Origin of the sequence: Gracilibacillus suaedae (genome assembly GCF_017599345.1) — a bacterium.
Lineage (GTDB): Bacteria > Bacillota > Bacilli > Bacillales > Amphibacillaceae > Gracilibacillus > Gracilibacillus suaedae.
The window spans coordinates 1-13548 of the sequence record NZ_JAGFVL010000043.1; the positions used below are offsets into that span (position 1 = coordinate 1).

Annotated in this window: 11 protein-coding genes and 1 riboswitch; of the genes, 3 read left to right on the plus strand and 8 right to left on the minus strand. The window is 37.4% G+C overall.

Going from position 1 to position 13548, the window contains the following annotated elements:
* Window positions 1-2943: InlB B-repeat-containing protein (locus tag J5J03_RS12720; RefSeq protein ID WP_208590014.1), on the minus strand; the 2943-nt coding region annotated here is incomplete at its 3' end.
* A 208-nt stretch (window positions 2944-3151) separates the two neighbouring features.
* A riboswitch (purine riboswitch) is annotated at window positions 3152-3253 on the plus strand.
* A gap of 151 nt (window positions 3254-3404) precedes the next feature.
* Here J5J03_RS12720 and J5J03_RS12725 point away from each other — a divergent pair.
* Together J5J03_RS12725 and J5J03_RS12730 are read left to right on the plus strand one after the other, a co-directional pair.
* The gene (locus J5J03_RS12725) at window positions 3405-4478 is read left to right on the plus strand and encodes a SulP family inorganic anion transporter (protein WP_208590015.1); all 1074 of its coding nucleotides are present in this window, start codon (window positions 3405-3407) and stop codon (window positions 4476-4478) included.
* A gap of 15 nt (window positions 4479-4493) precedes the next feature.
* Window positions 4494-5036, plus strand: a complete 543-nt coding sequence (locus tag J5J03_RS12730; RefSeq protein WP_208590016.1) for a phosphoribosyltransferase family protein — start codon at window positions 4494-4496, stop codon at window positions 5034-5036.
* Between the two features lie 284 nt (window positions 5037-5320).
* On the opposite strand, the gene J5J03_RS12735 is transcribed toward J5J03_RS12730, so the two are convergent.
* The 5 genes from J5J03_RS12735 to J5J03_RS12755 all read right to left on the minus strand — a co-directional run bounded on the left by J5J03_RS12735 (window position 5321) and on the right by J5J03_RS12755 (window position 10748).
* Window positions 5321-5686, minus strand: coding sequence for a bh protein (locus J5J03_RS12735; RefSeq protein ID WP_208590017.1), 366 nt, complete (start codon window positions 5684-5686; stop codon window positions 5321-5323).
* A 317-nt stretch (window positions 5687-6003) separates the two neighbouring features.
* Complete coding sequence (gene lpdA, locus J5J03_RS12740) at window positions 6004-7383, minus strand: dihydrolipoyl dehydrogenase (RefSeq protein ID WP_208590018.1); 1380 nt, start codon at window positions 7381-7383, stop codon at window positions 6004-6006.
* Window positions 7384-7396: 13 nt separating this feature from the next.
* Window positions 7397-8725, minus strand: a complete 1329-nt coding sequence (locus tag J5J03_RS12745) for a dihydrolipoamide acetyltransferase family protein (protein WP_208590020.1) — start codon at window positions 8723-8725, stop codon at window positions 7397-7399.
* Window positions 8726-8753: 28 nt separating this feature from the next.
* Window positions 8754-9743 carry an alpha-ketoacid dehydrogenase subunit beta gene (locus J5J03_RS12750; protein WP_208590022.1) on the minus strand — a complete coding sequence of 330 codons (990 nt, stop codon included), beginning with the start codon at window positions 9741-9743 and terminating at the stop codon, window positions 8754-8756.
* Between the two features lie 24 nt (window positions 9744-9767).
* Window positions 9768-10748 carry a thiamine pyrophosphate-dependent dehydrogenase E1 component subunit alpha gene (locus tag J5J03_RS12755; RefSeq protein WP_208590024.1) on the minus strand — a complete coding sequence of 327 codons (981 nt, stop codon included), beginning with the start codon at window positions 10746-10748 and terminating at the stop codon, window positions 9768-9770.
* A 196-nt stretch (window positions 10749-10944) separates the two neighbouring features.
* Here J5J03_RS12755 and J5J03_RS12760 point away from each other — a divergent pair, with 196 nt between their 5' ends.
* The gene (locus tag J5J03_RS12760; protein ID WP_208590026.1) at window positions 10945-11895 is read left to right on the plus strand and encodes a sugar-binding transcriptional regulator; all 951 of its coding nucleotides are present in this window, start codon (window positions 10945-10947) and stop codon (window positions 11893-11895) included.
* A 221-nt stretch (window positions 11896-12116) separates the two neighbouring features.
* Here J5J03_RS12760 and J5J03_RS12765 read toward each other — a convergent pair whose 3' ends face one another.
* Both J5J03_RS12765 and srlE read right to left on the minus strand, forming a co-directional pair.
* Complete coding sequence (locus J5J03_RS12765; protein ID WP_208590027.1) at window positions 12117-12479, minus strand: PTS glucitol/sorbitol transporter subunit IIA; 363 nt, start codon at window positions 12477-12479, stop codon at window positions 12117-12119.
* A gap of 36 nt (window positions 12480-12515) precedes the next feature.
* Window positions 12516-13538: a PTS glucitol/sorbitol transporter subunit IIB gene (gene srlE / locus J5J03_RS12770; protein ID WP_208590028.1), complete on the minus strand. Its 1023-nt coding sequence runs from the start codon at window positions 13536-13538 to the stop codon at window positions 12516-12518.
* Between the last annotated feature and the right edge of the window lie 10 nt (window positions 13539-13548).

A 13548-nucleotide genomic window follows, 5' to 3' on the forward strand; every position in this document is an offset into this window, starting at 1 on the left:
CTTCTTCTGGTATGGAACAGATTGCTGACTTACCGCACTACCTCCATTTGTTTCAAAGCTTACTTCATAATTACTAATCTTCCACTTGGCATATAACGTGGTATCCTCTGTTACCACATCTTCTTCAAAGTCCCAGACCGTTTCATACGTTTCATCTGTATACCAGCCTGCAAATGTATAGCCTGTTCGCTCTGGGGCTTCTGGTTCACTTACCTTCTCTTGATATGGAACAGATTGCTGACTTACCGCACTACCTCCATTTGTTTCAAAGCTGACTTCATAATTATTAATTTCCCACTTAGCATATAGCTTGGTATCCTCTGTTACCACATCTTCTTCAAAGTTCCAAGCTGTCTCATACGATTCATCCGTATACCAGCCTGCAAATGTATAGCCTGTTCGCTCTGGGGCTTCTGGTTCACTTACTAAATCATTATATACTACCATTTGTGTATCTATTATGGTGCTGCCATTTGAATTAAACGTTACCTCGTAGGCAAAATCATATCGCTCTTCTAAAATTGGTGACTCATTTCCGGCTTGGTCTACTTGAATAGCACGTAACGACGTTGGAATCTCTATTAAAATATCATTCTTATATTCAGAGCTTTCCATGGTAGGTTTAGTTCCGTCTAAAGTATAGTAAAAGGTTGCATATTCTTCACCTTCTAAAGAAATAGTCTGTGGCTCACTAAAAGTACCTCCGTTAATATTCACAATTGGTTTTAATGGACTCATGACATCAAAGGTATCGTCATAGGCAATAGCTAATAGTTTCGGATATTGACCAGCGGAGAAACTCCATACGTTTGGATCCCATCCAGCATCCAGGAACAAGTTAGCATCAGCGAATTGTTCTGTTGTTTTACCAATACCTCCATTACTTCCCTCTAATCCAGATCGATTTATATCCCAAAACGAATCAGTAATGGAAGAGGAACCCGCTTCATTGATTCCAATTAAACCTCCTTTATATTCTGGTTTGTGCTCATTATAGGAAACATTTCCAACAGAATAAGAATGTCCCACGGTTCCATTATTACTACCTATTAATCCTCCTATATATTGTTGTTTACCATCTACATTACCAACAGCATATGATTGTCTTACCGCTCCGGAATTTTTACCGATTAAACCACCTATATAATAGGCTCCCTCCACTGCAACATTGGCAAAAGATTGATTAACTTCTCCACCTAAATTAGTACCTACTAATCCACCAACATTACCAATATCATAAGGAGCTTTAACATGTCCCAATGCGTAAGATTCTTTAATACCACCTCCGTCAAGTACACCTGTTATTCCGCCTATATTCATGCCTTGAGCGATCTTTACTTCTACATAGGATGCTTCTATACTACCTGAACTAGTACCAGCTATACCCCCTAACCTGCTATCTCCTGATACAACACTTTCTACCGAAACATCCTTGATATTTCCTTTATTTTTCCCAACAAGTCCTCCTACATTTCGAGATCCAATAACATTGACATTCGCTAGATGAACATCTTGTATCGTTCCATCGGACACTCCGAATAAGCCTGCTTCATTTGTAGAAAATAGACCGTCGTAATCATGCACTATTTTCACATTAGAAATCGTATGGCCGTTTTCATCCAAATGACCACTAAAAGGGTTATCCGCATCACCAATTGGTTTCAAATTTGAGAAAGTAGATAAATCAATATCATTCGCCAACTCAAAATGTACATCTGGATCATTTAAATAATTTCGAACCTCATTTAAATGATTTGCCGTTTCAATGATATAAGGATCATCACTGGTTCCAGAACCTCTATCCGCGACACTTCGGCTTTTTTCAATTGTAAAAGTTGTAGATGTTTCGTTTCCTGCATCGTCTTTAACTACTAATGTATAGTCACCAATATCACTAACCGTATCCCCATTGATAAATTGCATTCCATTCAATGTAGCTGCACCTTCGTTAAATGTTATCGTGACATCATGATCATAAGTTGACTGATCGGATACACCTGTAACAGCAGGCGGTGATGTATCTACCTTTATAGTATCTGACTCAACCGTTTGGTTACCATTAGCATCTCTTAAGTTCATATAAACAGTTTTCTCACCATTTCCATCAGCTAACAACCATTCTTTACTATCAGCTACTGGTTCCCACTCTCCCCAATTTAAATTGTCATTACTAAACCGCATTTCTACTGGTCCGAAATCATCATTAGAGGTAATATCAAGTGTTACTTCCTTATTATTTGTAGCGTCTTCACCATGATTAATAGTTATCTTTCCAGTCGGAGGATTTTTATCTTTCTCATAAAAAAAAGCAAGCCTACTTCCATTCGCTCCTTGAATATTCCCTTCGCCTTTTGAAATATCCTCGATCACAAAATAATTAGTCTCGTCTAACGAAGAACCTTCTAACATAAATGTTGCATACTCATTGCCATTTTGAAGTTCTTCTTTCATATAATCTGTTACATCCAAAGTCACCCATTCATTATCGGAAACTGTTAAATTAGTAACTAGTGGTTGCTTATCGAAGGAACTTGTTAGATCCTCTGCACTACTATCGGTAGGTGATGGCCAAAAATCATCCTCATGAATACCTGTTACCTTAAATCCTGAGGCTGATTCTGGCTCAACCGTTTTCACGTATAACTGAAGCTCTACTCTATCTATCTGTGAGATCGGCACTTGATCAGATGTTAATTCAAATTGGACAAATGATAGCATTTCTTCTTTTTCAGTATTAGGTATATATCCAATAAATAATTCACTATCAATACCATCTTCATTATAACCAGATGCATTTAGCGAGGAATCTCGATGTGGAAACACACAATCAGCATCTGCTGAACAGCTTGATTCCGCCATCATTTCATTCGTAAAGAATAGTGGTTGAAAATATTGGAATATAATGAATAGTATTAAAGTGATATAGATAGCTTTGTTTTTCAATACCCCTGCCTCCTTTCATTATGAATTTCATTTTATAGAAAGCCTTAAGTAATAAACAAGTAACGAAAGTAATCAATTTTAATGAAAAAGTCACATTTTTCGCCATACAATAGACCTATATTTTGGCATTAAGTAATTATCACTCTTTTGTACACTCTTTCATTTCAAATAAAAGCCTTGTCTCATTCGACATAATATGATAGATTACATAAAGTGTACAAAACTATATCATATAATCCTGGTAATATGGTCTGGGAGTTTCTACGGAGCAACCGATAATTGCTCTACTATGGACGTTGAATGTTAGAATACGAAATCTAAAATTATTGTGCTATCATTCTTTAGTTCTTTATATTTTAAGCGTCTATGGAAATCATAGGCGTTTTTTATATTTATTCTCTTAATTTCTGTAGCAGTGCATTTGAGGTAAGCTCCGTAGATAACAGAAAGGTAGGAGAACAATGGAAATATTAAAAGACATTTTAGCTGCACTTAGTGGCGTGCTGAACGGTTTACCGCAAGGACTTCTAGCATTAGCATTTGGCTTTGCCTCCGTACCGACTGCAATGGCCTTTATTGTAGGGGCATTAGGCAATAGTGTAACAGGATCAGTAGCAGTTATCTCGTTCCAAGCAGAAACCATCACAGTGGCAGGATCGATGGGAAAAAATATGCGTGAACGATTATCGATGATCTTTTTTGGTGCCTTCATCATGTTTGTGATTGGTGCCTTTGGCGCGTTAGAACTGATCATGGAATGGATTGGACCGGTCATCACCAACGGAATGATGGCTGGGGTTGGTATTATGCTTACCAAAGTTGCTTGGGATATGGCAAAAGGTGATAAAATCCCTGGAATGGTTTCTTTTGCTACAGGGTTACTCACTTATTTAGCTACACAAGACTTGGTATATACGATCACCATTTCGGTTGTCTTATCTAGTATCGTTGCTTTTTTTACTAGTAGAGATGAAGATAAGAATGTCAACAAACCATTTGTAGACGATCGATTCCAACGCACGCGCTTCATCCTTAATCCGATGGTCATTCGTGGTGCATTAGCTATGGTATGTTTGAATATCGGTGCAAATATCGCATTCGGAAACATTAATAGTGATATAGCAAATCGCGATGTGAATATTGATACACTAGCTATGATTAGTAGTTTAGCAGATATGGCGTCTTCTTTCTTTGGTGGTGGTCCAGTCGAAGTTGTTATCTCTGCTACCGCAAGTGCACCTCATCCGGTTTGGGCTGGAGTATTAATGATGGCGATCATGGCAGTCATTCTATTATGGAAACTATTACCGAAAATAGGGAAGTACATTCCAACCGCTTCAATTGCAGGCTTTTTATTCGTATTAGGTGCAATTGTTACGCTACCAGGAAACGCAGCAGCGGCACTAACAGCAAGTGAAGGTGCACAAGGTATTGTTGGAGCTATTACAATGGTTGTCACAGCGATAACAGATCCATTTATCGGTATGTTATCTGGTGTAGTTGTCGAATTTTTAATGAATATACTTGGATTTTAATCGAGGAGGAGAACAATGACTGAAACCTATAAACTTACGATTAACGGTTTGGAACGAGAATTGCCAATTGTAAAAGTTGATGATCATCTTAGTATTGCGAGTTTCGTAATTTTGGGAGATACAGAGCTCGTCTGCCATGTCGCTCCTTTATTAGCAGAGAAATTACCTCCTGTAGATTATATTGTAACAGCAGAGGCAAAAGGCATCCCACTGATTCATGAGTTAACCAAAGTAATAGGCAAAAAAGAATATATTATTGCACGTAAAAGTGTGAAAGCATACATGGAGAACCCTGTCGTTAATAAAGTAAATTCGATCACGACAACCGATGAGCAACTGCTTTGCTTAGATGGAAAAGATGCCAAATTGTTAGAAGGAAAAAAGGTCGCAATCGTTGATGATGTCATCAGTACAGGAGAATCAATTCGTGCACTAGAAGAACTTGTACATCAAGCTGGTGCAACCGTTGAAGCAAAAGCTGCAATCCTCGCAGAAGGTGATGCAGCTGATCGTGATGATTTCATCTTTCTGGAAAAATTACCGCTCTTTAAAAAGTAGAAGCATCGGGAACAATAGTATATGGGGGAAAATATGTACATTTATTAAAGGTAAGGTAAGAGAAAATAACGTGGTAAAAGTAGCAATTCTCGCAGAAGATAATACAGCTTCTTGCTGAAAAAGTTATTCATTTCCAAAAAAACAGTATTTTAAAATCAGAAGCTTTTTTTAAAAGAGAAGTAGATGTACACACCAATAGCACACCTGCTTCTCTCCTAAGTAGATAGTAGATAAATAATTTAACCATTAAATTGCAAAAATACTTAAAGATTCATTTTTTAGCTCTATTGATTATTTGAATTCTCTTGATAATTTGGATCATTTGTACGATATGCTTTCATCACTTTCCAAGATTGATTAAAATATTTTACTAACCTGTAAGGCTTCGTGATTGCTCGAAAAGGAAAGCGTATTAGAAAATCACTTCTATCTTTTTTATATTCTTTGCGAATTTGTTGTGGCTTAGCCATCGCCTTATGATAAGATTCTTTAAGAAATTCTTTTTTGATATCAAGTCGCACTTGCAAAAGATTATGACATTCTTCACACTCAATTTTACTAATCTTATCATTAATATAAGTTATTTGATGTAACGTATGATCCAGACATTGTGTACAATATAATTCAATCTCCATTTCGGAACGCTCCATAAAATAAGCCCTCCTTCTAAAAAGAATCAGATGAATCGAAACTCCTTAAAAAAATCCATCTCTATAATCACTATTATACAACATATTAATGGAAAATATTAAAGAAATGAATAGTTGTTTGAATTAACTTATCATTCATAGTTAATAATGTATACCTTACACTAAAAACATGGAAAGGACTTTCCATGTAAGCGCACTAAGTTTTGTTGATAATATAAATCCGAACAAATTCGAATTCTGATTACAGAATGCGGAATAATTGTTCGGATTTATTCGATCTAAAATTCTTTTGTCCATCCTTATCGTTTACTTCATTATTAGTGATGAATTCCTTTCCCTAGCCATGAAGATGCCACTTCATAGATGGCTTCCGAAACAGTTGGGTGTGCATGTATCATGGTAGCTAATTCATCTACTGTGCCTTCTAAATGCATAAATGCCATTGGTTCACCAATCATTTCTGTTACGTGAGGACCAACCATTGTAACACCAAGTATTTCTCCATATTTCTTATCTGCTATTAATTTAACAAAACCAGAAGCCTCCGCAGCCGCAAGTGCTTTACCATTACTGTTTAAGCTGACTTTTTCAACCTTATAATCGATTCCTTTTTCTTTTATTTGTTCTTCTGATAAACCGACACTCGCTACTTCTGGATGTGTATAAACACACCTTGGAACAAGTGAATGATTCATCTTCACTTGTTCACCAGCTATATGATCAGCTGCCACTACTCCTTCAGCACTAGCAGCATGAGCTAATTGATAGCCACCAACAACATCACCAATTGCATAAATCGATGGGATAGATGTTTGCATATAGTCATTCACTTCAATAAACGGACCATCCATTTGTAGATGAATATTTTCTATAGCAACTGTATTAGGTTTGCGACCTACAGATAACAAAACAACTGAAGCAGAAATCTCCTCTTTTTTTCCATCTTTTTTCTCTACTGTTACAACATTGTCCACATTCGACTTAGTAAACTTGGTTACTTTGGTATTTGTATAAATGTTAACACCTTTTGCTTCTAATTCTTTTCTTAAATGGCTAGATGCTTCTTTATCCTCTGTCGCAATAATTCGATCAAACATTTCCACGATAGTAACATCCACCCCCAGACTGGAAAAGATACACGCAAATTCAACACCTATAATACCACCGCCGACAATGACAATAGAGTCTGGTATTTCCTCCATATCAAAGATCGTATCACTCGTATAATAATGGACATCATTCACCCCATCAATAGGAGGTACAACAGGTGTCGAACCTGTTGCAACAATGATATGAGAAGCTTTGACCTTCTGCTCATCATCAGACTGAATCACTATTTCTGTATCAGATAAGACTTTACCAAACCCTTTAAAAACTTTGATTTTTCCTTTTTTCATTAGAAACTCAATACCACTGCGTAATTGTTGAATAACCTTATCTTTACGAGCAAACATTTTTGCTAATGAAAAGGTTAACTCACCTGTTTCTATACCCCATTCTTTTGCTGCATGGATATTTTCAATTACTTCTGCATGGCGTAATAATGTTTTAGATGGAATACAACCTCTATTTAAACAAGTGCCCCCCATTTCACCCGCTTCTATGATGGCTACTTTCTTACCAGCTTTAGTAGCTCTAATTGCAGCTATATATCCTCCTGGACCGCTCCCAATAATTGCTACATCAAAATGATCCAATCCATTCCCCCCCTTAGACTAATAATTCAAACGGCTGTTCTAACATAGATTTTAAATCAGTAATAAACGCTGCAGCAGGTGCACCATTAATGATTCGATGGTCAAACGATAGACTTAAGCCCATTATCGGCCGTAAGACAATCTCACCATCTATCCCAACTGGTTTTTCTGTTATACGCCCGACACCTAGAATTGCCGATTCTGGTTGATTAATAATTGGATTAAAAGAATCAACTGCATACATCCCTAAATTACTAATCGTAAATGTTCCGTTTGACATGGCATCAGGTTTTAATTGTCCATCTCTTGCTTCTTTTGTTAATGTTTTACTGTTCGTTGTCAATTCTGCTAACCCTTTTTGATCCGCATTCTTGATCACTGGAACCACTAAACCATTATCAATAGCTACAGCTAAGCCTATATTAATGACATGATGATATACGATTTCGTTTCCAACTAAGGAAGCATTGATAATTGGGTATTTCTGTAACGTATGTGCAACCGCCTTGATGATGATTTCCGTAAAAGATACGCGATGTCCTGTCTGTTTTTCAATGATTGGTAATAAACTCTTACGCATAGCAATCACTTCAGACATATCAATTTCAGTATTAATTGTTACATGTGGTACAGTTGATGCGCTTTCTTGCATACGCTGTGCTACCACTTTTGAAATTCCTTCTAATTTCACTCGTTTAGCACTCGAAGTTGCTTGAAGTTCTGATTGTTCGTCTCGAGATAAATCAGATCGATATATTTTTCCGTTTGGACCTGAACCCTCAACATTGGATAAATCAATTGATTGATCTTTCGCAACCTTCTTCGCAAGAGGTGTAGCTTTCGGTGCGGATTGTAAAACTACTTCTACATCTGCGACTTGTACCCTGCCATTTGGACCAGATCCTTCGATCTCAGCTAATTCTAACCCGTTTTTGCTTGCTAAATGACGCGCAGCAGGTGTGGACCGAACTTTTTTACCTGTTTCGATCCCTTCTTTATTTGGTTTAACTGCTATCGCTTCTTCATCTATCTCTTTCATTTCTTCATTTTTGTTTTCCCCATCCGCATCAGCGTCTCCTGGAGGTTCTTCCGGAACTTCCTCAGACGGTTCTCCAATAAAACCAACCACATAGTTTACAGGTACTTCATCATCTTCACCATAGTATCTCTTTAGCAATGTACCTTCTTCGTATGCTTCTACTTCAATGTTAATTTTGTCGGTCATGATTTCGAATAATGGTTCACCTACTTCAACAGTGTCTCCCTCTTCTTTAAACCATTGAAGTAATGTTCCGACCTGCATAGTACTACTTAATTTAGGCATGAAAATTTCTTTCGCCAATTCGATTTCCTCCTTTCTTTCAAATTTTTTAGCCGATTTTCTTATTCAACGTTTCTTTCACTGCTTGAATGATATCCTCTACTTGTGGTACTGTCGCTTTTTCAAGATCAGGGTTATATGGAATTGGAATTTCTTTACCGCCTAACCGTTTGACGGGCGCATCCAAATAGTCAAATGCCTCACTTTCAGCTACAGCACTAGCTATTTCTCCTCCATATCCGCCTCTTTTGACAGCTTCATGAACAACAACTAATCGACTCGTTTTCTTCACCGAATCCACGATCGTATCTAAATCTAGTGGAACTAGTGTACGAGGATCGACAACTTCGACATCAATACCTTCTTCCATTAGATTTTCGGCAGCTTCTAGCGCTTTATGCACCATTATTGCTGTAGCTACAATTGTCACATCTTTTCCTTCCCGCTTGACATCTGCTTTACCTAATGGAATCGAATAAGATTCTTCAGGGACTTCCCCCTTTGTTTTATAAAGCAATTTATGTTCATAAAATATAACTGGGTTATCGTCTTCAATGGCTGCTTTCAGTAAACCTTTCACGTCATATGCAGTAGATGGCTGTATGACTTTCAAGCCTGGCACGTGCGCCACCCATGCCTCTAAACTTTGTGAGTGTTGAGCTGCAGCACCTGTACCAGATCCTGCTGGTGTTCGTAATACCATTGGTACTTGTGCTTTTCCACCGTACATATATCTTAATTTAGCAGCTTGATTGACCAGTTGATCCATGGCAATCGTAATAAAATCGGAAAATTGCAATTCTAAAATAGGCCGCATACCTGTTAAAGCACTACCTACAGCTGCACCTGTAATACCTGATTCAGAGATTGGTGTATTACGAATTCTTTCTGGTCCGAATTCTTCAATCATTCCACGGGTAACACCAAATGCACCACCATAAACTCCGATGTCTTCACCTAAAATAAATATATCATTATTTTCTCGCATTTCTTGACTCATTGCTTCTCTAACTGCTTCTAAATAGGTTAATTCTCGCATTCTTTGTTTCCCTCCTCATTTGTTTTATGCATACACGTCTTCCATCAAAGTATCAAGTGTCGGTTCTGGGCTCTGTTTCGCAAATTCAACAGAAGCTTCTATTTCCTTTTTGGCCTCTTCACGTAGTTTTTCTGCATCTTCTTGTGTAAAAATTGCTTCTTCCATTAGTTGATCTCGTAATCTAATAATGGGATCTTTTGCTCTCCACTCTTTTTCTTCCTCGCGCGTACGATACTTTTTCGCATCACTTTTGGAGTGGCCTTTCCAACGATACGTTTTAGCTTCAATTAATGTTGGACCATTACCACCTCTTGCATGCTTTACTGCTTCATCTACTGAATTCATCACAGCAATAATGTCATTACCATCTACAACATTACCCGGGATACCATATGCCCCTGCACGATCTGCAATGTTCTCCATGTTCAACATTTCTTTCACCGGACCTGACATACCATATTGGTTGTTTTCGCAAATAAAGACAACTGGCAAATCCCAAATGGAAGCTAAGTTAACTGCTTCATGAAAACTTCCTTCATTTGAAGCACCGTCACCGAAGAAACAAAGTACCACATAGTCTTCCTCTTTCATTTTTGACGTTAGAGCTGCACCAACAGCTAGAGGAATTCCGCCACCTACAATCCCATTTGCTCCTAAATTACCTTTTTCTACATCGGCAATGTGCATAGAGCCACCTTTTCCTTTACAATAACCTGTCGTTCGTCCAAATAATTCAGCCATCATTCCATTTACTTCCGCACCTTTGGCAATGCAATGACCGTGACCTCGATGCGTACTTGTAATTTTATCGCGATCTTCTAAAACAGCACATGCTCCAGCTGCTGACGCTTCTTGACCTACTGCAAGGTGTGTTGTGCCATGGATCATTCCTTTTGCGAAGAATTCATCTACTTTTTCTTCAAAAAATCTAATTTGCCACATTTGTTTATATAACTCTATCAACTTTTCATCTGTGATCATCTCAGGTACCTTAAGGTTTCTCATTTTTCACCCTCCTGTTTACTTTTGTTCCATACTGTTACTTATGTAACAATTGTATAACGTTTACATTTCATCGTCAAGTATTTAAAGTAAACCCATGAAATAACTTGATTATTTATTGATCTATAGTAAACTAAGATTACATATTATTACTTTTTCATTTGTAACTTATAAGTATTTATGAAAGGAAGTTAGAAGAATGCTTAATTGGGAAGAAAGAAGATTATTAGTAAAAATTGCTAATTTGTACTACAGCAATGGGTGGACACAAGAACAGATAGCAAAAAAATTAGGAGTTTCTCGTCCTGTCATATCAAAATCGCTACAAAAAGCTCGTGAACATGACATCATCGAAATTTTCATTAAAGACGAAACTGTGCATACGGTAAATTTAGAAAAACAATTAGAAGAGAGGTTCAACCTAGAGGATGCAGTTGTTGTTCCAACTTCAGGACAGACACCAGAGATTCTAAAACATGGTGTTGCTCAAGCTGGTGCCTATTATTTATCGAAAAATATCAAATCCTCAAAAAAGATTGGCATATCTTGGGGAACTACACTTGCTACACTTGTCAAAGAATACCCATATGAAATGAAAGAAGATGTCACTATTTTCCCTTTAGAAGGAGGAATGGGGAGAAAACAAGTCGATATACACTCAAATCAATTAGCTTATGAATTAGCAAAGAAACTCGGTGGTACATGCTCCTATTTATATGCACCAGCCATGACCGAAACAACAGAATTACGAGAACGGTTAATGAAAATGAGCGATATTAAAGAAGTGTTAAATGAAGCAACAACTGTCGATATTGCACTTGTTGGCTTATCAAACCCTTATGTTCATTCTACGTTAGAAGATATTGGCTATTTAGAACAAAAAGATATGGAACAGCTTCGAAAAATCGGGGTAGTCGGGGATATGGGCTTTCGCTTTTTTAACAGAAATGGAGAACCTGTAGATAGTTCATTTAACAAAAAAGTGATTGGGATATCTTTAGATCAATTGCGTGAGATAAAAAAAGTGATCGCCGTTGTCTCAGGTGCACACAAAGCAGAAAGTGTCTTAGCGGCATTAAAGGGTAATTACATTAATGTACTTGTATCAGATGAACAAATGGCAACAGAATTATTACATGAAAGCGAATAAAGTGAGACTATGAACAGTGAGCCTCTGATTCATTAGCGAACTTATCAGGGTGTTAGCGTCTGTTATGCCTAAACTTATCCTTGTGTTACGTGAAGCTTGAAGTGGTGGTCTTGCAGACGTTTAGCTCCTTCATAAAACTTCTTCAGTAACTCAGAACAAACTAGGTTTGAATTTAAAAACACCACTAGCACTTTATAGTGACTAGTGATGTTTTATCATTTTTATATTCTCTTAAACTTGATAACGTTGCCTTCTTCAATTATTGGTAACCCTTCCCCATCTACAGTAATTGTTCCTGGAAGATCAGCACCTTCCATTCCAAAGTTTATTGTACAGTGACCAAGGCTTTGCAATGTTTCGTTTGCCTTTTCACCTACTTTCTTGATCACATATTCCTGATTACCAATTTGTAAAATATCACCTACCACTACTTCACTTGCCCATTCACTATTTAAATGTATAGCAGCAACATCTTTTAATTCAGCTGGTACATCTTCATGAAAAATGATTAACATTTCTGCGTCTAACATTTCACTACAACTTTGACCCACTTCAACAATTTTCGATTCATAAATGACTGACATGGTCATAATCCCCCTCTACGCTATAACAATTCTTTTTTATGAGTATAAGCCAAAACTAAACACATATGCTATTACTACTGCAAGCGGCCCAGTAAATTGACGAGATATCAATACAGCTGGTACCCCTACTTCAATTGTTTCTGGTTCTGCTTCACCTAATGTTAAACCAACTGGTACAAAGTCACATCCAACTTGCGGATTAATCGCAAATAATGCAGGAAGTGCTAAACTTGGCGGGATATTTCCACGACCAATTTCTACCCCTACTAATACACCAACAACTTGTGCAATAACTGCACCTGGACCAAGGACTGGTGACAAAATAGGTATCGCACAAATAATAGACACAATCAACAAACCAACAATATTACCAGCTAATGGTGAGATAACATTTGCGATGAAATCACCAATGCCAGTATAATTAATAATACCTATCAAACAACTAACAAACGCCATAAAAGGAAGGATATTCTTTATAACTTGTTCGATCGTTTCCCGACCCGCTTGATAAAAAACGTTCACAACCCCACCCATAGCACGTCCAATACGTTCGAGAATATTACTTTTCTTTTGTTTTTTCCCTTCATTCATTGCTGCCACTTTTTGCCGAGCTTCTTTCTTTAATTCCTGCGCAGATTTGCCATCATTAGAAGTAGAGAACTCTTGTGTACTTGGTTGATTTGACTCATCTGTAGTAACAATATTCTGTTCCTTTACACCTGAAACAAAATTATCTTCTTTTATAAACTGCATTAATGGACCTGATGGTGGTGTCGCCGTTAAATTAACGGTTAAGACATTCATTTTTGGATATACACCACAACGAGCTGTTCCTCCACAATCAATGACAGCACATGCCATTTCATCATTTTCAACTTTTGTAGTAAAACCATCAATAGCTTCTGCACCCGTCATATCTGCAATTTTTTGTGCCACCGGGTGAATACCTCCACCAGTTACAGATACGACATATTTCTTTTTATCAGTTGGTTCAATTACTAACGGACCACCCCAGCCACTAGAGCCTTTAGAAACTTTTACTGCTTTAAATTCGCTCATTTATCTCGCC